Origin of the sequence: Nocardioides caeni, assembly GCF_004912195.1 — a bacterium.
In the GTDB taxonomy this organism is placed as follows: Bacteria; Actinomycetota; Actinomycetes; order Propionibacteriales; family Nocardioidaceae; genus Nocardioides; species Nocardioides caeni.
Genome location: NZ_STGW01000002.1, coordinates 435,286 through 459,249, shown reverse-complemented (window position 1 = coordinate 459,249; position 23,964 = coordinate 435,286). Strand labels below are relative to the sequence as shown.

Genomic DNA, 23,964 nt, shown 5'->3' with positions numbered 1-23,964 from the left:
CTCACTCAGGTCCGTCGTACACCACTCTGCTGGACTCCACTTCGATGTTAAGCGCAGTGTCCGGCCCCAAGACCTCGAAACCCAACGCGGTCTGCACACGCTAACCACCCCGCGCGGCCAGCGCAGGCAAACGCGCTGCGCATCCTTGCGGCAGACGGCGCCGTGCCAAGCGGGTGCTCGGCCCGTGCGGCATCATGACCGTGTGAGGGGGATCTTCTTCGACGAGGAGCACGCGCGGACCGCGGCGCGGGTGCTGGTCAGTGGCGGCTTCGCGGCCGAGGTGATCCGCGAGCGCCTGTCGGGCGAGGACGACGACGAGGACCATCCGTGGGCCGTCGTCACGGACGCGCCGCCGATCCAGCTCGAGATGCTCGTCGAGACCTACGACGGCTGGCTCGACGACGAGGACCCCGGGACGGGCCCCCTGACGTCGGGGACGATGCTGCCGCTGCCGGACGCCCCGAAGCGCGTCAAGAAGCCCTGAGCACGGCCGTGGGGGAGCGATCACTACGCTCCTGAGCATGGCTGACACCGCCGCCGCGCCGGGCCTCCGGCTGCTCCTCGTCCACGCCCACCCCGACGACGAGTCGATCGGCCAGGGCGCCACGATGGCCAAGTACGTCGCCGAGGGCCGCGGCGTGACGCTGGTGACCTGCACCGCCGGCGAGATGGGCGAGATCCTCGTCCCCGAGCTGGAGCACCTCGCGGCCGACAGGGACGACCGCCTGGGCGAGCACCGGCGCGGCGAGCTGGACGACGCGATGGCGGCGCTCGGTGTCACCGACCACCGCTTCCTCGGCGGTTTCGGGCGCTACCGCGACTCCGGGATGAAGTGGCACGAGGACGGCCACGCGATCGCCGCCGACGACGTGCACGAGAACGCCTTCTGGCACGCCGACTTCACCGAGGCCGCGACCCTGCTGGTCGAGGTGATCCGCGAGGTCCGCCCGCAGGTGCTCGTCACCTACGACGAGTTCGGCGGCTACGGCCACCCCGACCACATCCAGGCCCACCGGGTCGCGATGTACGCCGCCCAGCTGGCCGCCGCGCCGTCGTACCGCCGCGACCTGGGCCCGGCGTGGTCGATCGCCAAGATCTATTGGGGCGCCATCTCCGAGAGCCGGATCCGCGAGGGCCTGCGGATGCTGCGGGAGTCCGGCGACACGACGACGTTCGAGGGCATGGATCCCGACGGCACGCTGCCGCCGATGTTCCGCGCCGACGAGGACATCACCTGCGAGGTCGACGCGGGCGACCACGTCGAGAAGAAGCTCGACGCGCTGCGGGCCCACCGGACGCAGATCACGACCGACGGGCCGTTCTTCGCGCTGTCCAACAACATCGGCGCGCAGGCGTTCGGGCGCGAGCAGTTCGTGCTCGTGCACGGTGCGCCCGGCGAGACCGACCCCGCCACGGGGTGGGAGACCGACCTGTTCGCGGGCATCGCGGAATCCGCCGACTGACCACGATGCGTCGGGTCAGGGGGGTGCTGCTCGCACTGGGCTGCGCCGTGCTCGGCGCGGCCGTGTCGGTGTGCGTGGTGGCGCTGCACGGCTACGTCTGGGGGCTGCTCCTCGGACTCGCCGCGACCGCCGCCATGCTGGTCGCGCTGCCGGGCGGACCGCTGCGCCTGGGCTTCGCGGCGGGCTGGGCCCTCGTGCTCGCCGTGGCCGCTCCCGCCCGGGCGGAGGGTGACTACCTCGTGGCCGGCGACGTGCCCGGCTATGCCCTGTTGGTGTCGGGAATCGTCGTCTTCGCGGCCGGATTCGCCGGGCTGGTCAGGCGTCCGCCCCTGACTGGCGATTCCGGGGACTCGGAGACGTCTCCTTAGACTGCCGCACGTGAGCATCTGGGGATCGGACGACGGCGACGACTCGACGGGCGCCGGTGCGACCGCGGGTGTCGACGACAAGCGTGAGCGGCCCGGCGGCCGGATCGTGGCCGTGGTCGTCGTGGCCCTGGTGCTCCTCGCGGCCGGCGGCTACGTCGCCGCGCACGCCGTGGCGGGCGACAAGGTCCCGCGGGGCACCACGATCTCCGGCGTCGATGTCGGCGGGATGACCCGCGACGACGCGATCGCCGAGCTCGAGGAGACCTTCGCTCCCCGCGAGTCCGAGGCCATCGCCCTGAGCGTCGCCAGCACCTCCGGCGAGACCGGCAACGGCCAGTCCGTCACGCCCGCCGAGCTCGGCCTCGAGGTCGACTACGCCGCCTCTGTCGACGAGGCCGGCGCCGGCGACAGCTGGAGCCCGGGGCGCCAGTGGGACTACTTCGCCGGTGGTGGCGACAGCGACGCCGTCGTGACCGTCGACGAGGAGCTCCTCGACGCCAAGCTCCTCGAGCTGTCCGAGGGCCTCGGCACGCCGCCCGAGGACGGCGAGGTGCTCTTCACCGCCGACGGCGTCCGCACCACCGATCCGGTGCCGGGCAAGGCCGTCGACACCGATTTCGCCCGCGAGGCACTGACCGACGCGTTCCTCGGCGGCGAGGACTCCGTCGCCCTCGAGGTCGGCGCCGCCGAGCCCGACATCGACGCCGAGGACGTCGCCGAGGCCGTGGAAGCCTTCGCCAACCCGGCGATGGCCAATGCCGTCACCTTGGAGTTCGGCGACAACAGGATCCGCCTGCAGCCGCGCTCCTTCCACCGCGCGCTCTCGATGACGCCGGAGGACGGCGAGCTCGTCCCGGCCGTCGACGCGGACGTGCTGGCCCGGCTGGTCGACAAGGCGACCAGCAACGGTGCGCCGGTCGACGCCACGGTGCGCCTCGTCAAGGGCAAGCCCCGCGTCGTACCCGCCAAGCCGGGGGTGTCCTTCGAGCCCGAGGACGTCGCGGAGGTGTTCGAGGGACTGCTCACCAAGCCGCTCGACGAGCGCATCGGCGAGGTCGAGGCGCAGGTCACCGAGGCCGAGTTCACCACCGAGGACGCACGCGCGCTCAACGTCGTCGAGAAGGTCAGCGAGTTCACGACCTACTACCCCCACGCCGACTACCGCAACGTCAACATCGGCCGCGCCGCGGAACTGGTCGACGGCACCCTGTTGAAGCCGGGCGAGGAGTTCTCCCTCAACGGGATCGTGGGGGAGCGGACCCGCGAGAACGGGTTCACCGAGGGCTACATCATCAGCAACGGCATCCTCAAGCTCGACCTCGGCGGCGGGGTGTCGCAGATGGCCACCACGGTCTTCAACGCGATGTTCTTCGCCGGCCTCGAGGACATCGAGCACAAGCCGCACTCGTTCTACATCGACCGCTATCCCGTCGGGCGTGAGGCCACCGTCGCCTGGCCGACGGTCGACCTGCACTTCCGCAACGACACCGACCACGGCGTGCTGATCCACGCCAGCGTCACGCCCAGCACGTTCTCCAGCCAGGGTGTGGTGAAGGTGGAGATGTATTCCACCAAGGTCTGGGACATCGAGTCGAAGACCTCGGAGCGCTACAACTACCGCGGCCCCGCCACGCGCACCCTGACGACGCCCGACTGCGAGCCGCACACCGGCTACTCCGGCTTCGACATCGACGTCACCCGGATCTTCCGCAAGCACGGGGAGTCGGCCGTCGACCACACCGAGAAGTTCCACACGGCCTACACCGCCTCGGACCACGTGGTCTGCAAGGCGCCGGGGCCGTCGGGCGACGACGACTGAGGTCGACCCGGGTGGTTTCGAGGCTCGGCCGCGGGCGGCCTCGCACCTCAACCACCGTCGGCTGACGCGTTTCCGCCGATCGCGCTAGAATGAGAACACGTTCTAGTTCGCATGCGAGAGGCAGTCATGACCGCCACCCCTGTCATCGAGGGCTGGTTCACCACGGAAGCGGAGCCCCACCTCCTCGCCTCCCGGTGCGCCACCTGCAGCAACGTCGTCTTCCCGCCGGTCTCCACGGCCGCCGGCGCTGCCGCCTTCTTCTGCCGCAACCCCGCCTGCGACGGTGACGAGTACGACGCCGTCGAGCTCTCGCGCCGCGGCACCGTCTGGTCCTACACCGACGCGCAGTACCAGCCGCCCGCGCCCTACATCGCCCCCACCGACCCCTACGAGCCGTTCGCGCTCGCCGCGGTCGAGCTCCCCGAGGGCCTGGTCGTTCTCGGCCAGGTCGCCGCCGGCCACGGCGTCGACGACCTGCGGGTGGGCGCCGAGGTCGAGCTGGTCGTCGAGACGCTCAACGTCGACGAGACCGGTGAGCGCACCATCTATCGCTGGAAGCCGGTGACCGCATGAGCGACGTCAGCAAGCAGGTCGGCAAGCAGGTCGGCAAGCAGGTCGTCATCGCCGGTGCCGGCATGCACCCCTGGGGCAAGTGGGGCCGCAACTTCGTCGAGTACGGCGTGCACGCGGCCCGCGCCGCCCTCAAGGACTCCGGCATCGCCTGGTCCGACGTGGACTTCGTCGTCGGCGGCGAGACCGTCCGCAACGGCTACGCCGGCTATGTCGCCGGCTCCACCTTCGCCTCCGCACTGGGGTGGAACGGCGCCCGGATCGCCACCTCCTACGCCGCCTGCGCCACCGGCGCCCAGGCCATCGACGCCGCCCGGATGCGGATCCTGGCCGGGCTGTCCGAGGTCGCGCTCGTGGTCGGTGCCGACACCACGCCGAAGGGATTCCTCGCCCCCAATGCCGGCGAGCGCTGGGACGACCCCGACTGGCTGCGCTTCCGCCTGCTCGGCATGACGAACCCGGCCTACTTCGCCCTCTACGCCCGCCGCCGCATGGACCTCTACGGCGCGACCTCGGAGGACTTCGCGCAGGTCAAGGTCAAGAACGCCCGCCACGGGCTCAACAACCCCTACGCCCGCTTCCGCAAGGAGTCCAGCGTGGAGGACGTGCTCGCCTCGCCGGTGGTCTCCGACCCGCTGCACCTGCTCGACATCTGCGCCACCTCGGACGGAGCGGCTGCCGTCGTACTCGTGAGCGCGGAGTACGCACGCAAGCACGGACTCACCGACCCGGTCCGGGTCGCCGCGGTCTCGACCGTCACGCCGACCTTCCCCAACACGGTGATCGACATGCCGCTGCTGTCGACGGACTCCTCGGCCGTGACCGGCCTGCCGGAGCGCACCTTCAAGGAGGCCATCGGCCAAGCGGCCTACGAGGAGGCAGGCATCGGCCCCGAGGACGTCGACGTGGCCGAGGTCTATGACCTCTCGACCGCCCTCGAGCTCGACTGGATCGAGGACCTGCAGCTGTGCGGCCGCGGCGAGGCCGAGGCCCTGCTGCGTGCCGGCGACACCACCATCGGCGGGCGGATCCCGGTCAACCCCTCCGGCGGCCTGGCCTGCTTCGGCGAGGCCGTGCCCGCCCAGGCGATCGCCCAGGTCTGCGAGCTCACCTGGCAGCTGCGCGGCCAGGCCGAGGGCCGACAGGTCGAGGGCGCCCGCGTCGGCATCACCGCCAACCAGGGGCTCTTCGGCCACGGATCCTCGGTGATCCTCGCCCGCTGACGAACGTGCCCTCGATGACCTACTCGGGCGGGAGGACGCGCCAGATGGTGTGCTCGCCGGCCAGGCCCTTGAGCTCGACAGGCTCGAGCTCCTCGAGTACGACGGCGGCGTCGTCGTCGAGTGCGTCGACGACCGCGTTGCTGGCGAGGATCTCCCCGCCCTCGGCGAGGTCGGCGACCCGGGCGGCCATGGCGACGTTGCGGCCGAAGTAGTCGCCGTCGCGGGCCACGACCTGGCCGGTGTGCACGCCGATCCGCACCCGGATGGGACCGTGGCGGCGCAGCGTGACGTCGCGGACGAGGTCGCGCTGGATGCCCAGTGCGGCGCGGCAGGCGGCCTCGGCGTCGCGGAAGGCGACCATGAAGCCGTCCCCGGCGGTCTTCACGACCTGCCCGCGGTATTTCTCGATCTGCACCCGCAGCACCCGGTCGTGGGCGGCGAGCACCTTGACCCAGGTGGTGTCGCCGAGACGGTCGTTGAGCGGGGTGGAGTTCTCGATGTCGGAGAAGAAGAGGGTCACGGTGCCGTCGGAGGCCGCCATGTTGAGGATGTCGGCACGCTCCGCGTCACTGGCCCAGCTCTGGAGGTCCTCGACGGTGCTCTGGATGAGCCCGGTGATGCCGTGCTCCCGCACGCGGGTGGCGGCGCGGATCACGCGGCGGACCGCGCGATCGGCCGAGTTCGTCGGCGGCAGCGGGCGCAGCGCGGCGTCGAGGTCGGACTCGAGCTGGGCGACGCGGAGCTGCGCGTCGCCCAGCTGGCGCTGGAGGCGGCCGCGGTCGCGGGCGAACCCGACGATCACGACGACCAGCACCACGCACACGACGCCCAGGACAATGGCCACGACCTGAGCGTAGAGCGACGAAAGCCCCTGTGTGGCGTTGTGCGTCCGCAGTAGCGTGAGACGGTGACCACTTCGGCCCCCACTCTTGGCACCCTCGGCGCCCTGCGCGCCTCCGGCCACCAGCAGAAGACGCTGCGCGCCGAGCTCCGTGACAACCTCCTCGACCGGCTCGCCCGCGGTGAGGACCCCTGGCCCGGCCTGCACGGCCTCGAGGACACGGTGATCCCGCAGCTCGAGCGGGCGATCATCGCCGGCCACGACGTCGTGCTGCTCGGCGAGCGCGGCCAGGGCAAGACCCGCCTGCTCCGGACCCTGATCGGTTTGCTCGACGAGTGGACCCCCGTCATCGACGGCTCCGAGCTCGGCGAGCACCCCTTCGAGCCGATCACGGTTGGGTCGCGGCGGCGTGCCGCGGAGCTCGGCGACGCGCTCCCGGTCGCCTGGCGTCACCGCGAGGAGCGGTACGCCGAGAAGCTGGCCACCCCCGACACGTCGGTCGCCGACCTGATCGGCGACGTCGACCCGATGAAGGTCGCCGAGGGTCGCTCGCTGGGCGACCCCGAGACCATCCACTTCGGCCTGATCCCTCGCTCCCACCGGGGGATCGTCGCCATCAATGAGCTCCCCGACCTCGCCGAGCGGATCCAGGTCGCGATGCTCAACGTGATGGAGGAGCGCGACATCCAGATCCGCGGCTACGTGCTGCGGCTGCCGCTCGACGTGCTCGTCGTCGCGTCCGCCAACCCGGAGGACTACACCAACCGCGGTCGCATCATCACCCCGCTCAAGGACCGCTTCGGTGCGGAGATCCGCACCCACTACCCGAAGGCGCTGGACGCCGAGATCGCCGTCATCCGGCAGGAGGCCGACCTGCTGCCCGAGCAGGTCGACGTCCCCGACTTCCTCGTCGAGATCCTCGCCCGCTTCACCCGCAACCTGCGCGAGTCCAGCGCGGTCGACCAGCGCTCCGGCGTCTCCGCCCGCTTCGCCATCGCCGGTGCCGAGACGATCGCGGCCGCTGCCCTGCGCTGCGCGACGATCCACGGCGAGGACCGCGCGGTCGCTCGCGTCGTCGACCTCGAGACCGCGGTCGACGTACTCGGCGGGAAGATCGAGTTCGAGTCCGGCGAGGAGGGACGCGAGGCGGAGATCCTCACCCACCTGCTGCGGACAGCCACCGCCGAGACCGTCCGGGAGAAGTTCCGCGGCCTCGACTTCGCGCTGCTCGTCGACACGGTCGAGGACGGCGCCACCATCACCACCGGCGGCTCGGTCACCGGCCGCGACGTGCTCGCCGGACTGCCGGTGCTGGGGGAGTCGGATCTCTACGACCAGGTCTGCGAGCGGGTGCTCGGCGACGGTGGCGGCCGCACCGACGGCGAGCGCGCCGCCGCGATCGAGCTCGCCCTGGAGGGCCTCTTCCTCGCCCGCAAGATCGGCAAGGACCAGCAGATGGGCGCAGACGGAGCAGAGACGATCTACGGATGAGCCGCTACCGCCGCTACGACGGCGGCGACCCCCTCGCTCCGCCCGTCGACATCGCCGAGGCGCTCGACGCCATCGGTCAGGACGTGATGGCGGGCTACAGTCCCGAGCGCGCGATGCGGGAGTTCCTGCGACGCGGCGGCGACGACCAGGCGGGTCTCGACGACCTCGCCCGGAGGGTGGCCGAGCGGCGCCGCGACTTGCTGCAGCGGCACAACCTGGACGGCACACTGGCCGAGGTGCGCGAGCTGCTGGAGAAGGCGGTCCTCGAGGAGCGCAAGCAGCTGGCCCGCGACGCGCTGATGGACGACGGCGACCGCGCCTTCCGCGAGCTGCGGATGCAGAACCTCCCGGACTCGCCCGCGGCGGCCGTGACCGAGCTCGGCGACTACGACTGGCAGTCCAGCGAGGCACGTGAGGCCTTCGAGCAGATCAAGGACCTGCTCGGGCGCGAGCTGCTCGACCAGCGCTTCTCCGGGATGAAGCAGGCGCTCGAGAACGCCACCGACGCCGACCGGCAGGCGATCAACGAGATGCTCAACGACCTCAACCAGCTGCTCGAGAAGCACGCGGAGGGCACCGACACTCCCGAGGACTTCCGGGAGTTCATGGACAAGCACGGTCAGCACTTCCCGGAGAACCCCCAGGACGTCGACGAGCTGATCGACGCCATGGCCCAGCGCGCCGCGGCCGCGCAGCGGATGCTCAACTCGATGACCGAGGAGCAGCGTCGCGAGCTGATGGAGCTCTCCGCGCAGGCGTTCGGCTCGCCGGCGCTGATGGACCAGCTCAACCGCCTCGACGCCAACCTGCAGTCGCTGCGTCCCGGCGAGGACTGGGGCGGCTCGGAGCAATTCGGTGAGGGTGGTCAGGGGCTCGGACTGGGCGACGGGACCGGCGTACTCCAGGACCTCGCCGACCTCGACGCCCTCGCGGACCAGCTGTCGCAGTCCTACGGCGGTGCGCGACTCGATGACGTGGACCTCGACAAGCTCGCCCGCCAGCTCGGCAACGAAGCCGCGGTCGACGCCCGCAAGCTGCAGGAGCTGGAGAAGGCGCTGCGTGAGTCGGGCGCGATGGAGCGCGGCTTCGACGGCGAGCTGCGGTTGACGCCCAAGGCGATGCGCCAGCTCGGCAAGGCGCTGCTGCGCGACGTGGCGCAGAAGATGTCGGGGCGCCAGGGTCAGCGTGACCTCCGCCAGGCGGGCGCCGCAGGAGATCTCTCCGGAGCCACCCGGGCCTGGGAGTTCGGCGACACCGAGCCGTGGGACCTGCCGCGGACGATGCTCAACGGCGTCCTCCGTCGCTCAGGGGCGCCGGACGGACCCCTGCTGTCGATCGACGACGTCGAGGTCGCCGAGACCGAGGCCCGCACCCAGGCCGCGGTCGCCCTGTGCGTCGACACGTCGTTCTCGATGGCGATGGACGGCCGCTGGGTGCCGATGAAGCAGACAGCGCTCGCGCTGCACACCCTCATCGGCTCGCGCTTCCGCGGCGACGACCTCGAGCTGATCGGCTTCGGCCGGCACGCGCAGACCATGCGGATCGAGGAGCTGACCGCACTCGACGCCCGGTGGGCCAAGGGCACCAACCTCCACCACGCCCTGCTGCTGGCCAACCGCCACTTCCGCAAGCACCCCAACGCCCAGCCGGTGCTGCTGATCGTCACCGACGGTGAGCCGACCTCCCACCTGGAGTCGTCCGGCGATGTCTACTTCTCCTACCCGCCGCACCCGATGACGGTGGCTCTCGCCGTCCGCGAGCTCGACAACGCGCGCCGTCTCGGCGCGCAGACGACCTTCTTCCGCCTCGGCGAGGACCCGGGCCTGGCCCGCTTCATCGAGTCCATGGCGCGCCGGGTCGACGGATCGGTCATCGCCCCCGAGGCGGGGGATCTCGGCGCGGCCGTCGTCGGGTCCTACCTGGGCTCCCGCCGCGGGCAGGCGGGTGGCCGGCCCGGCTCCTACGGCGACTTCTTCGGCTCACGGGGGTTCTGGGTCGGCTGACCCCGCGGGGGTCTGGTCGGCCCCTGTGGACAACGGGGGCGGCGGGTTTGTCCGGCCGGGCCCTCGGGCAGCCGGTCGTCATGATCGATCTCGGGCACCTCCAGCGCAGCGACCCCGCTCTCCTCGACGACGACCCCTTCTGGTCGGTGGTCCGACGCCGGCACCCCGAGGCCGAGGTGGTGCTCGTCCCTCCGGCGCCACCACCCGACCGCCCAGGTCCCCCCGTTGCGCGGGATGTCCTCGACGAGCTCGTGGCGGCGCTTCGCGAGGCGTGGCGCACGGTCGCGCCCATCACCTCCGCAGCCGCGGCGACCGGCGACGACGGCCCGCCGAGCGTCTCGTGGCGGGCCCGCTCCGGAGGTCATGCGCTGGTCCTGCAGAAGGCGTTGCGCGGGATCGGTGCCGCCGGAGGCCGTGAGCTGCTGCGGTCGATCGCCGCCGTGCTCGGTCGCGCCGGGTGGCTGCTGCGCCCCTCCGGAGGCGACGGGCTCGCCGTGCTCGACGCCCGCGGTGGTCTCGTCGACCTGCGGGCCGAGGCCGGGGCGGGGGCCACCGTGCTCACGCTCGCGACCGGCGTGGTGACGGCCGGTGTCGCTGACCGTGTGCGGATCGGGGAGGAGGTGCGGTCATGGCGGTGACCCTCGACGTACCGCCCGGTGTGCTGCGGCTGGCGGAGCGGGCCTGGGACGACGCCCACGACAAGCTCTCCGCGGCCGGCACGCGGCTCGACGGGATCGTGCCGGCCGGGCTCTCGACCGTGGTCAGCACGGCGGTGACGGCCTTCCTCGACGTCTGGTCGGCGGAGATCGCCACGCTCGTGCGACAGGCGTCCGCGCATGCCGGCGCCTTCGCGGACCTCGATGCCGACCTCGAGATCACGGACGCCGTCGAGGCGGCGCGGCTGCGCTCGCTGCTGCCCTACGCCCACCGCGACGCAACGATCAGGGTGGTGTGAGTGATGGCGAGCGTGACCCTGCCCGCGCCCGTGGCGCCGCTGCCGGTCCTCATCTCCCGTCCCGTCGGCGTCCTCCAGCTCGGCAACGACCTGCGGGCGGCGCTGGTCAACGGCAAGGACGTGCAGGCGTGGGCGGAGGGCTCCTCCGGCGACGCATTCGGCGGTCAGGCCGCCGACGCCTCCCGCCATGCGCTGACCCGCTTCTCGCGGCGGCTCGACGTCACGGAGGCCGCGCTGGAGAGCGCGGTCGTGGCGACCAGCCGGTTCGAGGACCGGCTGGCGCGGCTGTCGTCGCAGCGGCTGACCCTCGACGGTGACCGGGTCGGCCTCAACACGGCCCTCGACGACCTGCGTGCCGAGGTCGCCGGGGCCTCCGACGCCGAGGTCCCCCTGCTGCAGGCCCGGGCCGACCGGCTGCAGCAGCGCGCGGCGCGCCTGCTCGCCGACGTCGTCGACTGGGCGACGCGGGTGGCCGACGCGGAGGCTGACTTCGTCGCGGCGCTGGCCCGGGTCGACACGTTCGACGACGGACGCCGGGCGGCCCGCGATCCCGGTCGCGCGGAGGTCGACGGCGTCCTCGGACGTCTCGGTGCCGGCGTCGCCGACCCGGCCGCGGTCGCCGCCTGGTGGCGCCTGCTCTCGCGCGCCGAGCGGCAGACGGTCATCACGGAGCATCCGGCGATCATCGGCAACCTGCCCGGCATCCCCGCCCGCGACCGCGACGCCGCCAACCGTGCCGACGTGGGCGCGGACGTCGACGAGCTCGGCACCAGGGTCGGCCAGGGCGAGCAGCTGACGTCGACCGAGCGGGACCGCCTGGCCAACGCCTCGGCCGTCTCGGAGATCCTCGACGACCACCGCGACGACCTCGATCCCCGGACCGGGGAGCACCTCCTCCACCTCACCCAGTACCAACCCGACGAGCACAGCGGCGACGGGGGCGTTGCGCTCTTCCTCGGCGACCCGGATCGCGCGGACCACGTCGCCGTCTATGTCCCCGGCACCCTGTCGGAGACCGGCACCCTGGACGGCACACTGGGCAACATCGACGCCCTGCACCGGGCGGCGACCGACGCCGGCGACGGATTGGTCGCGGTCGGATTCTGGCTCGACTACGACGCCCCCAGCATCGACGGCCTCAGTCCCGGCGAGCTGGCCGACCTCGGCAGCGTCGTCACCCCGACCGAGGCGGCTGCCGGAGGCGACGACCTCGCCGACTACCTCGACGGACTGCGCGCCAGCGACACCGGCCCGCCGGCCCACCTGTCGCTGATCGGCCACAGCTACGGCGCCACCACCTCGTCGTACGCCGCCCACGGTGGTGCGCCGATCGACGACCTGGTGCTGCTCGGTAGCCCGGGGGCGCCGACGAGCACGGCCGACGCACTGACGAGCGCCGAGGTCCATGTCGGGTCGGCCGACCACGACCCGGTGACCCTCCTCGGCACGGACGGTCCGGGCGGTCCGGGGCTGCCCGGCCCGCTCGGCCAGGATCCTGCCCAGGACTCGTTCGGCGGACGCCGGTTCGAGGTCGACCCCGGCTCCTACCGGGTCCAGGACCTGCTCGCCAACCACTCGTCGTACTTCGCCGACGAGTCGCTGGACGGCGTCACCGGCATCGTGATCGGCAACGATCCGGACGAGGTGGCGGGCCGGCAGCCGGGCGGCTACCAGACCCTCGACCAGCTGGTGCTCGGGTCCACCGTGGCCAGCGGAGGGGAGTGGCTGTGGGAGCGTGGCAACGACGCCGTCGACGGCCTCACCGGCACGGTCCACGACCTCGCCGAGGGCCTGCTCGGCCTCCCCTACGCATTCCACCCAGGACGGTGAAACCCATGCGAGCACTGATCGGCGTCACGGTCGCCGCGCTCCTCCTCGGCGCGCTCGGCGGCTGCAGCGACCCCGGCTCCGGCGGCACCGATGATGCCGAGCGCATCAACCAGCTCGAGGACGACGTCGATGCCGCCCGCGACGGCGTCGTCCACGAGATCGCCGCCGCCGTCGAGGCGCCTTTCGCCGGCGGCACGCGCCGGCACTCGTCCTGCGGTGAGTCCTACGCTCCCCGCGGAGTCCGGATCGTCGAGCACCTGCGCTTCGACCCGGGCCCGCTGGGGGTGGAGGCGACCGTGAGCACCGTCGCCGAGGTCCTCGAGGACGGAGGATGGGACGTGGAGTGGCCCGCCAACCCGGCCATCGTGCTGGGCCGCCTGGGGGACATCGAGGTTCGCGCCGTGGCCGGCGCGGTCCTCCAGGTCGACATCAGCAACCCGGACTGCGTCGAGACCGGCGACGACAGCGCCCGGGACTTCGCCGACCGGCCCAGCAGCGACGTCGACTGGCCGGCCGGCCCGACGACGTGAGAGGCGCGGTAGCGTCCGGCGGGTGGACGGGATCGGGCTCGACGTCGTCGCCCTGCTCGGGCTGGCGGCCTTCGCCGCGGGGTTCGTCGACGCCGTCGTGGGCGGCGGCGGGCTGATCCAGCTGCCGGCGCTGCTGCTGGGTCTCCCCAACGCCAGCCCGGTGCAGATCCTGGCGACCAACAAGCTGGCGTCGGTCTGCGGCACGACGGCGAGCTCGATCACCTACTACCGCCGGCTGCGGCCCGACCCCCGCACCTTCGGTCCCCTGATGCTCCTGGCGCTGCTCGGCGCGTTCGGCGGCGCGCTCCTCGCCTCGCACATCCCGCGGGAAGCCTTCGAGCCGATCGTGCTCGGCGCACTCGTCGTGGTCGGCGCCTACGTGCTGCTCAAGCCCGAGCTGGGGGAGGACACCACACTCCGGTTCGAGGGCCACCGCCACCTTGCGGCTGCCATGCTCGTCGGCGCCGTCATCGGCTTCTACGACGGCGTCCTCGGACCAGGCACCGGCAGCTTCTTCGTCTTCGCACTCGTCGGCCTGATGGGCTACGACTTCCTGCAGGCCTCGGCCAAGGCCAAGCTCGCCAACCTCGCCACCAACGTGGGTGCGCTGCTGCTGTTCATCCCCACCGGAGCCGTGCTCTGGCAGGTGGGTCTCGTGATGGGCGCCGCCAATCTGGTCGGCGGCTACGTCGGCGCCCGCACTGCCGTCGCCCGCGGTGCCCGCTTCGTCCGGGTCTTCTTCATCGTGGTGGTCAGCGCGTTCATCGTCCGCATCGGCGGCGGTCTCCTCGGCCTCTGGTAGAAACCGCCAAGCCGTAGGCTCGAGCCGTGGACATCCGCTGGCTCACGGCCTTCCTCGACAACGGGCCCGACGTGCACCAGGAGTCGGTCGGCTTCTGGCAGCAGGCCACGGGCTACGGCCTCTCGAGCCCACGGGGTGACGCCGGCGAGTTCGCCAGCCTCGAGCCGCCCGTGGGTGACGCCTACCTCAAGGTCCAGCGGCGTGGTCACGGCGAGAGCCGGGTCCACCTCGACCTGCATGTCGCCGACCCCGGCACGGCGGCGGACGCCGCCGTAGTGGCCGGCGCGACCCGGGTGCTCGACAGCGAGCACGGCTACGTCGTGATGGCCTCGCCGACCGGGCTGGTCTTCTGCTTCGTCGACCACCCCGCGGCGGTCCGGCCCGAGGCGACCGAGCGCCCCGACGGGTCGCTGGCCCGGGTGCGTCAGGTCGCGATCGACGTGCCCCCGGCGTCGTACGGCGTGGAGTGGGACTTCTGGCGGGCCGTCACCGGCTGGCAGGAGCGACCCTCCACCATCACCGAGGACTTCCGCTTCCTCCTGGCGCCCGAGGGCCAGCCGCTGGGGCTCCTCCTGCAGCGGCTCGGCCCCGACGACGACGGCGAGATCCGGGCACACCTCGACTGGGGCACGACCGACCGGGCGGCCGAGACCGAGCGGCACCTCGCCCTCGGCGCGCGGGTGCTCGCCCAGCACTCGCACTGGACCGTGCTGGAGGACCCCACGGGACGCGCCTACTGCCTGACCGACGGAGATCCGCGATGACCGCAACCCCTGGCCCGCGCACGAAGGCGCCCCATGACGGGGACGAGCGCACCAGCGTCACGGCCTTCCTCGACTACTTCCGCGCGACCCTGCTCGCCCAGTGCGACGGCGTCGACGCGACCGGTCTGGCCCGGCCGCTCGCCCCGAGCACCATGACGCTCGGCGGCCTCCTGAAGCACCTGGCCTATGTCGAGGACTTCTGGTTCGGCATCGTCCTCGCGGGCCGGCCCCCGGCGCCACCGTGGGACACCGTCGACTGGAAGGCCGACGGCGACTGGGACTGGCACAGCGCCGTCGACGACTCCCCGGAGGAGCTGCGCGCCCTGCTCCTGGCCACGATCGAGAGGTCGCGGGAGGTCATGGCCGCTGTCGACTCGCTCGACCAACGGGCCGCCGGCCAGCACCCCGGCGCCCGCGACCGCACCTTCACGGCCCGGTGGATCATGCTGCACATGATCGAGGAGTACGCCCGCCACTGCGGCCACGCCGACCTGCTGCGCGAGAACGTCGACGGCGCGACCGGGATCTGACCAGGCCTGGCGCTCAGCCAGCGGCGGTGAAGCCCGGCACGAACTCCTCCATCAGCGCGCGGAACGGCGCCTCGGCCTCGAGCTGGCTGAGCACCCCGATGCCGCCGAGCCAGGTCCGGTGGATCAGCAGGTACGACGGCGGCAGGTTCAGCTTGATCGAGACCGTGTAGGACGGGTCCTTCGGGTTGTTGATCCGCTGGAACTGAGCGCGCATCCACTCCCGGCTGAAGCGGAAGCGCTCCACCATCGTCGGCTCGACGAAGGGGGCGAGGTAGTCCATCAGCAGCTGCGGATCCATCCGGATCCGGTCCTTGAGGAAGCCGTCGTCGCGCAGTGCGGCGATGAGGCCGTCGCCGTCGCGCACGGCGCACAGCGAGATCAGTCGCCCGAGCGAGGCGGGCAGCTCGCGGCCCGGCAGGCGCGCCACGGCGCCGTAGTCGAGCACGCCCATCCGTCCCGGCGCTCCGTCGTCGCCGGGGACGACGCGGAAGTTGCCCGGGTGGGGGTCGGCGTGGAGCAGCCCGGTGCGGGCAGGGCCGGAGAAGAGGAAGCGGGCGAAGAGCGCGCCGTAATGGTCGCGCTCAGCGGGGGTGCCGTCGGCGATGATCGAGGCGAGGGAGCCGGTCGAGTCGAGCCAGGTGGTGATGAGCACCCGGGGACCGACCGCCACCACGTCGGGGACGACGATCTCCGGGTCGTCGCGGAAGGCCTCGGCGAAGGTGCGCTGCGCCTCGGCCTCGAGCTCGTAGTCGAGCTCCTCGCGGGCGCGGGTCTGGAGCTCCTCGACCAGCGGCTTCATGTCGACGCCGGGGATGAGCGGGCCGATCGCGCGGGCGGCGCGCGCCAGGGTCTTGAGATCGGCGCTCAGCGCGGCGCCGGCGTCGGGGTACTGCACCTTGACCGCCACCCGGCGCTCCGTCCCGTCCGGGTCGCGCCACCGCCCCTCGTGGACCTGCCCGATCGACGCGGCCGCCGTCGGGGCGCCGTCGAGCCAGACCAACTGCTCCCTCCACTCCGGCCCGAGGTCCTCGGCGAGGATGTCGCGCACGGTCTGCGTCGGCATCGGGGGAGCGGAGTCCTGCAGCTTGGTCAGGTGCTCGCGATAGGGCGCCGCCATCTCCTCCGGCAGGGCCGACTCCAGCACCGACAGTGCCTGCCCGAACTTCATCGCCCCGCCCTTGAGCTCGCCCAGGGTGCGGAAGAGCTGCTCGGCCGTGCGCTGCTGGATCTCGCTCATCACCAGCTCCGCCGGCGCGCCACCCAGCCGCTTGCCGAAGCCCACGGCGGTGCGTCCGGCGTACCCCAGGGGCAGCGCGGCCAGCCGCGCCGTACGCGCCGCGGCTTTCTTCGGGAGGTCAGCCATGGTGGTGCTCGCGGGTCACGCGGGGAACGGGATCCCGGTGTTGGCGTGGCAGCGATAGCCGTGCGGCACCTTGTGGAGGTACTGCTGGTGGTGCGGCTCGGCGTAGTAGTAGGCGCCGGCGGGGGCGATCTCGGTGGTGATCTCGCCGTAGCCGCGCCGGGCGATCTCGTCGCCATAGACCTTGGTCAGCTCGCGGGCGGTCTGCTCCTGCTCGGGGGAGTGGAAGTAGATCGCTGAGCGGTATTGCGTGCCGACGTCATTGCCCTGGCGCATGCCCTGGGTCGGGTCGTGCACGACGAAGAACTGCTTGACCAGGTCGGCGTAGGAGACCTGCTCGGGGTCGAACACGATCCGCACGGCCTCGGTGTGACCGGTGCGGCCGCTGCAGACCTCCTCGTACGTCGGGTGGGGGCTGGTGCCGCCCGAATAGCCCACCGACGTCGACCACACCCCCGGCACCTGCCAGAAGATCTCCTCGGCGCCCCAGAAGCAGCCCAGGCCGAACTCGGCGACCTCGAGACCGTCGGGGACCTGATCGGTCACCAGGGGGGTGCCGAGCACCTCATGCCGCTCGGGCAGGGCGAAGGCGGCCGCGCTGCGACCGGGCAGGGCCTCGGCAGGGTCGACCATCTCGGACTTGCGGCGGGAGAACATGGCTCCATTCTCCCCGCCGGCGCAAGCCGGAGCGGGGCTGTCCGCGCAGATCAGTGGTGGATCAGCCCTGGCCGGCGCCGTGCTCGGCGCACCAGGCGTCGCGAGGGCCCTTCGGTGCCACGAAGACCAGTCGGATCAACTGGGCCTGGAGGGCGGCGTAGACGTCGATCTCCTTCTCGACCAGACGCTTCGCGGCAGGCGACTTCGCCAGGGTCAGCGCCTCGGCATGACGCCACACCATCTCGCGCCAGCCACGCATGATCACGCCGACGACGGTGTCGTCGAGCGTGCCGGCGTCGATGTCGTCGAAGGTCGGGTCGAAGCGGGCGGCCTGCTCGGTGAACACCGGCACGTAGAGGCTGTCGAGACGGTTGTTGTAGCGGTCGTGGTCGGCCTTGCGGCTGCCGTCGGGACCGGTCAGGCCGACCGCGGCGAGCACCCGGGGGAAGTCGCTGTTGATGTGGGCGTTCATCGCGAGCAGGAAGTTGCCCAGTCCGCTCGCCGCGCGGTCGTCCTCGGCCTGCAGCGCGATCCGCCAGGCCATCGGGACGGCTGCCTTGTTGCCGCTCGACCAGTTGGCGACGGTGTCGAAGTACATCTCCGCGAAGACGGCGTCCATCCGGTTGAGCCAGGCGGCGTCGTCGAAGTAGCCGGTCCGCACGGCGTCGCGGACGTTCTCGGTGACCCGGAGGTAGGCGAGGGAGAAGACCGCGCTGTGCGAGCAGGTCGCGACGAGGCCCTCCAGGCGCTCCTGCATGCGGACCACGGCGTCGTCGATGCAGGCATCCGCGCCGTCGACGCAGAGGTCACCGGCGTAGGGCGTCTGCGGCACCGGGATCGGCGCCAGCAGCGCGATCAGCCGGTCGATCGGCGGCAGCAGGATCGAACGCAGCGGGTCGGGGTCGCCGGGGTAGGCGTCGTCGGCGGAGGCCGACGTCGCCGGCCCGACGGCCAGGCCGAGCGCGAGCAGGGTCGTGAGGGCAGCGGCGAGCAGACGGGTGAGCGCGGTCACGTCCCGACAAACGAGCGACCACTCGCATTGTCACGGGGTCGCCCTCCCGAAGCCGGAGCCTGACTCGGGTCGGGAGCGCCTCGCGATCCGCGGCGTCAGCGAAGCGCGGACGTCAGGACGTCGTCCTCGATGTAGAACAGGTCGGGAAAGGGATCGACGGGATGGTTCGCGGATTCAGCGACCGCGTTGTAGATGAGTTGGCCGAGCCTCAGGTCGGGTTGGCGCCGCCATGCGTCGCCGAGCCGCGCCAGTGTCTCGTCGATCCGTTCCGTCTCGCGCATGTCACGACCATAGGAACATCGAGGCGCGGTGGCCATCGAGTTGTTCTGCCGCTCTCGCTAGGCTCGACCGGGTGAGCGACCGTGACCTGTCCGAGGCCGGCTTCGAGACCCGGGCCATCCACGCCGGCTATGCGCCGGACCCCACCACCGGGGCGGTGATCCCGCCGATCTATGCGACCTCGACCTATGCCCAGGACGGTGTGGGCGGGCTGCGCAACGGCTACGAATACAGCCGCTCGGCCAACCCCACCCGCACCGCCCTGGAGTCGACCCTCGCCGCGCTCGAGGGGGGCGCCCACGGCTTCGCGTTCGCCTCCGGGCTGGCGGCCGAGGACACGCTCATCCGGGCGCTGTGCCGCCCCGGCGACCACGTGGTGCTCCCCAACGACGCCTACGGCGGCACCTTCCGCCTCTTCGACAAGGTGGCCACCGCGTGGGGCGTCGAGCACAGCCCGGCCCCGGTCGCCGACCTCGACGCGGTCCGCGCCGCCATCCGCCCGGGCGCCACGAAGCTGGTCTGGCTGGAGACCCCCACCAACCCGCTCCTCGCCGTCGGTGACATCGCCGCCCTCGCCGAGGTCGCTCATGACGCCGGCGCCCGGCTGGTGGTGGACAACACGTTCGCGTCGTCGTACCTCCAGCAGCCGCTGGCGCTCGGCGCCGACATCGTCGTCCACTCCACGACGAAGTACGCCGGAGGCCACTCCGACGTCGTCGGGGGAGCCCTCGTCGTCGACGACGCCGAGCTGGCCGAGCGGATCGGCTTCCACCAGAACGCCATCGGCGGGGTCGCCGGACCGTTCGACGCCTGGCTGGTGCTGCGGGGGCTCAAGACCCTCGCCCTGCGCATGGAGCGGCACTGCGACAACGCCGAGCGGATCGTCCAATTCCTGGCCGGGCACCCGAGCGTCGCCGAGGTCATCTATCCCGGACTGGCCGACCACCCCGGCCACGACGTCGCGAGCCGCCAGATGCGCCGCTTCGGCGGCATGGTCTCCTTCCGCGTCACCGGTGGCGAGGAGCAGGCGCTCGCCGTCTGCGCCGCTACGCGGGTCTTCACCCTCGGCGAGTCCCTCGGCGGCGTCGAGTCGCTGATCGAGCACCCCGGCCGGATGACCCACGCCAGCGTCGCCGGGACCGAGCTCGAGGTCCCCGCCGACCTGGTCCGTCTCAGCGTCGGCATCGAGTCGGTCGAGGACCTGCTGCCCGACCTCGACCGGGCGCTCGGCTCAGTCGCGTGAGCGGCGCCGGGCCGATGGCGAACACGCCGGACCCCGAGCCCGAGCCGGACCCCGGCCCCGAGCCGCCGTTGGGGCCGAGCGAGGACGAGCGGGAGGAGCGCCTCTTCCGCCGTTTCGCCCACCAGTGGGCGCAGATCCGCGAGGAGCGGCGCCATGAGCCGCCCGCCTATGCGACCGGACCCTCGAACCTGCGCCGCGCGGAGGTGCCCTTCGGCCTCGACCTCGCCGCAGGCTGGGCCTGGCGGCTGCTGGTGATCGCCGGCGCGGCCTATCTCTTGCTGTGGCTGATCGGCTACTTCTCCGTCGTCACCATCCCGATCGCGATCGCGCTTCTGATCAGCGCCCTGGCTGCGCCGTTCGTGCACGTGCTCACCCGGGTCGGGGTGCCACGGGGCCTGGCCGCGCTGCTGGTGGTGATCACCGGCTTCGTGGTGGTCGGAGCACTGCTCACCTTCGCCGGACAGCAGGTCGCCGCGGGCGCCAGCGACCTCGCGGACTCGACCGTCCAGGGCCTGCAGGAGATCCGCGACTGGCTGCGCGACGGCCCGTTGCACGCGAGCGACTCGCAGATCAACGACTACATCAAGTCGGCCCAGGACATGATCACCGAGCGCTCGCGCGACGGCGAGATCGTCACCCAGGTCACCGAGGTCGGCGCGGCTCTGGGCCACGTGGTCGCCGGCTTCTTCATCTCCCTCTTCGCGACCTACTTCTTCCTCGCCGACGGCGGGCGGATCTGGTCGTGGCTGGTCCGGCTCGCGCCCCGCAGCGCCCGTGCCCGCGTCGACAGCTCGGGCCGGGTCGCGTGGATCTCCCTGGTCCAGTTCGTCCGGGCCACGGTCCTGGTCGCGCTGGTCGACGCGATCGGCATCGCCGTCGGTGCGGCGATCCTCGACGTCCCCTTCGTCCTGGCCATCGGCGTGCTGGTCTTCCTCGGTGCCTTCGTGCCGATGATCGGCGCGACGATCGCCGGAAGCGTCGCGATCCTGGTCGCGCTCGTCGACCAGGGCCCCATCACGGCGCTGCTGATGCTGGCCGTGGTGATCGGCGTGCAGCAGCTCGAGGGCCACGTCCTGCAGCCGTTCCTGCTCGGCCGCTGGGTCTCCCTGCACCCGCTCGGTGTGATCATCGCGATCGCCTGCGGCGTGCTGGTCGCCGGGATCGCCGGTGCGCTCGTTGCCGTGCCGCTGGCGGCAGCCGGCAACGCTGTCGTCCTGCACCTGGCCGAAATGGCCGAAATGGCCGAACCGCCCGGCCCCGAGGGGCCGGACGGTCCGGAGGGTACGACGGGGAGCGCTCAGCCGGCGTAGGGCTTCGCGTCCAGGATCACGACCTGGAGCTCCTTGCCGTTGGGCGCCTCGTAGGTCACCGTGTCGCCGCGCTTGTGGCCGTTGATGGCCGCACCGAGGGGCGCCTCGGGCGTGTAGACGGTGAGGCCCTCGGCCGGGGCGGCCTCACGCGAGCCGAGCAGCAGGAAGGTCTCGGCCTCGTCGTCGTCATCGCCCTCGAACTTGTAGGTGACGAGCATGCCGGGCTCGACGATGCCGTCGTCCGGAGGGGTCTCGCCGATCTCGGAGCGACGCAGCATGTCCTCGAGCTGGGCGATGCGGGCCTCGTTCTTGCCCTGCTCCTCGCGGGCCGCGTGGTAGCCGCCGTTCTCCTTCAGGTCGCCCTCGTCGCGGGCAGCACTGATCTCCGCCACGATCTCGGCGCGGCGGGGACCCTTGAGGTGGTCCAGCTCGGCCTTCAGCTTGTCGTAGGCGTCCTGGGTCAGCCAGACGGTGTTGGCGCCGCCGGTCTCGGTCTGCGTCATGGAAAAACTCCTGTGCTGCGGATCACTCACCCGTGTGGGTGCACGAACGACCGAGTCTACCGGTAGCGCGGCTGCCCGTCGGTCCGGCAGCCGAGCCACTCGACCGTCGTGGCCCTGCGATCCGTGCTCAGCCGGATCTCGTGGATCGGGCCGGCGTCGGGGTCCGGGCGGTAGGTCGTCTCGCCGACGACCGCCTTGTCGTGGGAGATCGCGCGCAGTGAGCACTCGGCCTCGACCGGCCCGTCGCCGTACTGGATGCGGACCTCGATCGTCGCGGTGTGGTCGTCGACGATGTCGAAGCCGATCTCGGACGAGGAGACGGCCGGGTCGGCGTGATAGAGCGCCGCCCATGCCAGCCAGGCCAGGAACGCGATCGCCACGACGACCGCCAGGACCACGACAGTCGTCCGTCGTCCGCCGGGGCGGGTGCCGTAGCGGTCGGCCAGGGAATCACCTGCGGTGCTCACCGGTTCATGCTCCCACGATGGATTTTCCTACGATGGCCCCCATGGCCTCTCCCACGGCAGCCGCGCCTGCAGCCACCGACCGCAGCGGGCTGCGGCTGATGCACGTCCACGCCCACCCCGACGACGAGTCGAGCAAGGGCGCGGCCTCCACGGCGCGCTACGTCGCCGAGGGCGCCGAGGTCCTCGTGGTGACCTGCACGGGTGGCGAGCGCGGCTCGATCCTCAACCCCAAGATGGATCGCCCCGACATCCTCGAGAACATCACCGAGGTGCGTCGCCAGGAGATGGAGCGCGCCCGCGACATCCTCGGCGTCTCCCAGTCCTGGCTGGGCTTCATCGACTCGGGATGGCCCGACGGCGACCCCAAGCCGCCGCTGCCCGAGGGGTGCTTCGGGCTGGTCGACCTGGAGCAGGCGACCGAGCAGCTGGTCCGGGAGATGCGGCGCTTCCGTCCCCACGTCGTCACGACGTACGACGAGCGCGGCGGCTATCCGCACCCCGACCACATCCGCTGCCACGAGGTGAGCGTCGCGGCCTTCGAGGCCGCCGGCGACCCGGAGCGCTTCCCCGACGCGGGGGAGCCGTGGCAGCCGCTGAAGCTCTACTACCACCACTCCTTCAACCGGCCCCGGATGCAGGCGCTGCACGACGCGATGGTCGAGCACGACCTCGAGTCGCCGTGGGAGGAGCGGCTGCGGGACTGGAAGCCCGAGCCGGAGTGGGATGCCCGGATCACCACGCGGGTCCCGTGCGGCGACTACTTCGGGGTGCGCGACCAGGCGCTGCTCGCGCACGCCACCCAGATCGATCCCGACGGCTTCTGGTTCGCCGTGCCGAGGGAGCTGCAGGAGAAGGTGTGGCCCACCGAGGACTTCGAGCTCGTCGTCTCGCACGTCGAGGCGCCGACCCCGGAGGACGACCTGTTCGCCGGGATCGCCCCCGACGCCTGAGTCGCCGGGAGGCGTTTGCGACACTGGTGCCATGAACGCCGCGCTCGCCTGGGCCGTCAGCTCCGCCGTCAACCTGACCTCCGAGGTCTCGTTGCTCGCCAAGGACGAGCCGGTCGACGAGGACACCAACATCGTCGCGGGCTGGCTGGGCTTCGCGGTCTTCGCGGGCCTGATCGTCGCTGTCGTGGTGATCGGCTTCGCCCTCAGCCGCAGCCTCAAGACCGCCCAGCGGGCCAAGGACGACGGCGTGTTCGGCGACGACCCGGCGGCCTCCGACGCGACGGCGGGCTCCGACGCGTCTGCTGGCTCCGACGCGTCCGGCTCGTCGGACTGACCGTCCCAGACCCGCTCAGGAGCCGCCGCGATCAGCGCGGTGCGAGGAGATAGGCCCCGACGAGGGTCACCATCTCCTCGATGACCTGCTCGCGCTCGATGCCGGCCGGCTGGTCCAGCACCCAGCGCAGCGCCACGCTCTCCGCGACGACGGTGAGCATCCAGGCGGTGCGCGCGGGCGAGACGCCGCCGGCGGTGCCGGGCACGGTCGCCAGGAACAGAGTCGTCAGGTCGCGCACCCGCCGCTCGAGCGTCGTACGCCGCTCGCGGCTGTGGCCCACCGGCAGCTCCTCGGCCACGACCTGGAGCAGCACCCGGTCGTATTCCAGGGCCTGCAGGAGCGCATCCATCGTGTCCCGGATCATCGACGGTCCGGGCTGGCCGCCGACGCGGTCGGAGAGGGCGGCCGCGATCCGGTCGGCGATCTCGTCCCAGTAGCGGTCGACGACCACGTCGAGGACCGCCTCCTTGTCGGGGAAGTACTGATAGAGCGAGCCCGGGCTGATGCCGGCGTGGTGGGCGACGCGGTTGGTGCTGAAGGCGTCATAGCCGTGCTCGACGAGGACGGCGCGGCCCGAGGCGACGATCCGGTCGACCATCGCCCGCGAGCGAGCCTGGCGTGGGGTCTTGCGCACGGACGGGACCCTACTGGAAACGCGAG

Annotated in this window: 27 protein-coding genes; 19 read left to right on the top strand and 8 right to left on the bottom strand. The window is 72.0% G+C overall.

All coding sequences use genetic code 11. The features are described from left to right. Positions 1 to 202: 202 nt before the first annotated feature. From E9934_RS05955 to E9934_RS05930, 6 genes are all read left to right on the top strand, one after another. A complete protein-coding gene (locus tag E9934_RS05955) occupies positions 203 to 484 on the top strand; it encodes a hypothetical protein (protein WP_136561924.1) in 282 nt (93 codons plus the stop codon). Positions 485 to 521: 37 nt separating this feature from the next. After that, positions 522 to 1,463 (top strand): N-acetyl-1-D-myo-inositol-2-amino-2-deoxy-alpha-D-glucopyranoside deacetylase, encoded by a 942-nt coding sequence (gene mshB / locus E9934_RS05950; RefSeq protein WP_136561923.1) that lies wholly within the window; start codon positions 522 to 524, stop codon positions 1,461 to 1,463. 23 nt (positions 1,464 to 1,486) lie between these two features. Continuing rightward, on the top strand, positions 1,487 to 1,831 hold the full coding sequence (locus E9934_RS05945; RefSeq protein WP_136561922.1) for a hypothetical protein: 345 nt from the start codon (positions 1,487 to 1,489) through the stop codon (positions 1,829 to 1,831). Positions 1,832 to 1,841: 10 nt separating this feature from the next. Beyond that, positions 1,842 to 3,650: a VanW family protein gene (locus E9934_RS05940; protein ID WP_136561921.1), complete on the top strand. Its 1,809-nt coding sequence runs from the start codon at positions 1,842 to 1,844 to the stop codon at positions 3,648 to 3,650. A 126-nt stretch (positions 3,651 to 3,776) separates the two neighbouring features. Continuing rightward, positions 3,777 to 4,223: a Zn-ribbon domain-containing OB-fold protein gene (locus E9934_RS05935; RefSeq protein WP_162851532.1), complete on the top strand. Its 447-nt coding sequence runs from the start codon at positions 3,777 to 3,779 to the stop codon at positions 4,221 to 4,223. After that, positions 4,220 to 5,443 (top strand): lipid-transfer protein, encoded by a 1,224-nt coding sequence (locus E9934_RS05930; protein ID WP_136561919.1) that lies wholly within the window; start codon positions 4,220 to 4,222, stop codon positions 5,441 to 5,443. The genes E9934_RS05935 and E9934_RS05930 overlap by 4 nt, the downstream gene beginning before the upstream one ends. A 19-nt stretch (positions 5,444 to 5,462) precedes the next feature. Here the strand turns inward: E9934_RS05930 and E9934_RS05925 are convergent, their stop codons facing one another. Further along, a complete protein-coding gene (locus E9934_RS05925) occupies positions 5,463 to 6,287 on the bottom strand; it encodes an adenylate/guanylate cyclase domain-containing protein (protein ID WP_136561918.1) in 825 nt (274 codons plus the stop codon). Between the two features lie 63 nt (positions 6,288 to 6,350). Between E9934_RS05925 and E9934_RS05920 the strand changes: the two genes are divergently transcribed. From E9934_RS05920 to E9934_RS05880, 9 genes are all read left to right on the top strand, one after another. After that, positions 6,351 to 7,775: a MoxR family ATPase gene (locus E9934_RS05920; protein WP_136561917.1), complete on the top strand. Its 1,425-nt coding sequence runs from the start codon at positions 6,351 to 6,353 to the stop codon at positions 7,773 to 7,775. After that, positions 7,772 to 9,778 carry a vWA domain-containing protein gene (locus E9934_RS05915; protein WP_136561916.1) on the top strand — a complete coding sequence of 669 codons (2,007 nt, stop codon included), beginning with the start codon at positions 7,772 to 7,774 and terminating at the stop codon, positions 9,776 to 9,778. The genes E9934_RS05920 and E9934_RS05915 overlap by 4 nt, the downstream gene beginning before the upstream one ends. Before the next feature lie 80 nt (positions 9,779 to 9,858). After that, positions 9,859 to 10,416 carry a hypothetical protein gene (locus E9934_RS05910; RefSeq protein ID WP_136561915.1) on the top strand — a complete coding sequence of 186 codons (558 nt, stop codon included), beginning with the start codon at positions 9,859 to 9,861 and terminating at the stop codon, positions 10,414 to 10,416. Beyond that, positions 10,407 to 10,733 (top strand): hypothetical protein, encoded by a 327-nt coding sequence (locus E9934_RS05905; protein WP_136561914.1) that lies wholly within the window; start codon positions 10,407 to 10,409, stop codon positions 10,731 to 10,733. The genes E9934_RS05910 and E9934_RS05905 overlap by 10 nt, the downstream gene beginning before the upstream one ends. 3 nt (positions 10,734 to 10,736) lie before the next feature. Then, positions 10,737 to 12,563 (top strand): alpha/beta hydrolase, encoded by a 1,827-nt coding sequence (locus E9934_RS05900; protein WP_136561913.1) that lies wholly within the window; start codon positions 10,737 to 10,739, stop codon positions 12,561 to 12,563. Between the two features lie 5 nt (positions 12,564 to 12,568). Beyond that, positions 12,569 to 13,093: a hypothetical protein gene (locus E9934_RS05895; protein ID WP_136561912.1), complete on the top strand. Its 525-nt coding sequence runs from the start codon at positions 12,569 to 12,571 to the stop codon at positions 13,091 to 13,093. A gap of 22 nt (positions 13,094 to 13,115) precedes the next feature. Further along, positions 13,116 to 13,895, top strand: coding sequence for a TSUP family transporter (locus E9934_RS05890; protein ID WP_136561911.1), 780 nt, complete (start codon positions 13,116 to 13,118; stop codon positions 13,893 to 13,895). A 26-nt stretch (positions 13,896 to 13,921) separates the two neighbouring features. Continuing rightward, a complete protein-coding gene (locus E9934_RS05885) occupies positions 13,922 to 14,659 on the top strand; it encodes a VOC family protein (RefSeq protein ID WP_136561910.1) in 738 nt (245 codons plus the stop codon). Beyond that, positions 14,656 to 15,189 carry a DinB family protein gene (locus E9934_RS05880; RefSeq protein ID WP_136561909.1) on the top strand — a complete coding sequence of 178 codons (534 nt, stop codon included), beginning with the start codon at positions 14,656 to 14,658 and terminating at the stop codon, positions 15,187 to 15,189. Before E9934_RS05885 ends, E9934_RS05880 begins: the two co-directional genes overlap by 4 nt. Positions 15,190 to 15,202: 13 nt before the next feature. On the opposite strand, the gene E9934_RS05875 is transcribed toward E9934_RS05880, so the two are convergent. From E9934_RS05875 to E9934_RS05860, 4 genes are all read right to left on the bottom strand, one after another. Next, complete coding sequence (locus tag E9934_RS05875) at positions 15,203 to 16,552, bottom strand: ABC1 kinase family protein (RefSeq protein ID WP_136561908.1); 1,350 nt, start codon at positions 16,550 to 16,552, stop codon at positions 15,203 to 15,205. Positions 16,553 to 16,567: 15 nt separating this feature from the next. Further along, positions 16,568 to 17,206 (bottom strand): peptide-methionine (S)-S-oxide reductase MsrA, encoded by a 639-nt coding sequence (msrA, locus tag E9934_RS05870; RefSeq protein WP_136561907.1) that lies wholly within the window; start codon positions 17,204 to 17,206, stop codon positions 16,568 to 16,570. A 61-nt stretch (positions 17,207 to 17,267) separates the two neighbouring features. Then, positions 17,268 to 18,218: a DUF5995 family protein gene (locus E9934_RS05865; protein ID WP_136561906.1), complete on the bottom strand. Its 951-nt coding sequence runs from the start codon at positions 18,216 to 18,218 to the stop codon at positions 17,268 to 17,270. Between the two features lie 95 nt (positions 18,219 to 18,313). Beyond that, positions 18,314 to 18,499, bottom strand: a complete 186-nt coding sequence (locus tag E9934_RS05860) for a DUF1040 family protein (RefSeq protein WP_136561905.1) — start codon at positions 18,497 to 18,499, stop codon at positions 18,314 to 18,316. Positions 18,500 to 18,570: 71 nt separating this feature from the next. On the opposite strand from E9934_RS05860, the gene E9934_RS05855 reads away from it, so the two are divergent. Both E9934_RS05855 and E9934_RS05850 read left to right on the top strand, forming a co-directional pair. Beyond that, on the top strand, positions 18,571 to 19,740 hold the full coding sequence (locus E9934_RS05855; protein WP_238694792.1) for a cystathionine gamma-synthase: 1,170 nt from the start codon (positions 18,571 to 18,573) through the stop codon (positions 19,738 to 19,740). Then, positions 19,737 to 21,050, top strand: a complete 1,314-nt coding sequence (locus tag E9934_RS05850; protein WP_238694791.1) for an AI-2E family transporter — start codon at positions 19,737 to 19,739, stop codon at positions 21,048 to 21,050. The genes E9934_RS05855 and E9934_RS05850 overlap by 4 nt, the downstream gene beginning before the upstream one ends. On the opposite strand, the gene greA is transcribed toward E9934_RS05850, so the two are convergent. Both greA and E9934_RS05840 read right to left on the bottom strand, forming a co-directional pair. Then, complete coding sequence (gene greA, locus E9934_RS05845) at positions 21,038 to 21,553, bottom strand: transcription elongation factor GreA (RefSeq protein WP_136561902.1); 516 nt, start codon at positions 21,551 to 21,553, stop codon at positions 21,038 to 21,040. The genes E9934_RS05850 and greA overlap by 13 nt on opposite strands. Positions 21,554 to 21,609: 56 nt before the next feature. After that, a complete protein-coding gene (locus E9934_RS05840) occupies positions 21,610 to 22,020 on the bottom strand; it encodes a DUF4307 domain-containing protein (protein ID WP_136561901.1) in 411 nt (136 codons plus the stop codon). A 41-nt stretch (positions 22,021 to 22,061) separates the two neighbouring features. On the opposite strand from E9934_RS05840, the gene mca reads away from it, so the two are divergent. Together mca and E9934_RS19535 are read left to right on the top strand one after the other, a co-directional pair. Then, positions 22,062 to 22,970, top strand: coding sequence for a mycothiol conjugate amidase Mca (gene mca / locus E9934_RS05835; protein WP_136561900.1), 909 nt, complete (start codon positions 22,062 to 22,064; stop codon positions 22,968 to 22,970). A 31-nt stretch (positions 22,971 to 23,001) separates the two neighbouring features. Then, the gene (locus tag E9934_RS19535) at positions 23,002 to 23,304 is read left to right on the top strand and encodes a hypothetical protein (protein ID WP_158294937.1); all 303 of its coding nucleotides are present in this window, start codon (positions 23,002 to 23,004) and stop codon (positions 23,302 to 23,304) included. Between the two features lie 31 nt (positions 23,305 to 23,335). On the opposite strand, the gene E9934_RS05825 is transcribed toward E9934_RS19535, so the two are convergent. After that, the gene (locus tag E9934_RS05825; protein ID WP_202977206.1) at positions 23,336 to 23,938 is read right to left on the bottom strand and encodes a TetR/AcrR family transcriptional regulator; all 603 of its coding nucleotides are present in this window, start codon (positions 23,936 to 23,938) and stop codon (positions 23,336 to 23,338) included. Between the last annotated feature and the right edge of the window lie 26 nt (positions 23,939 to 23,964).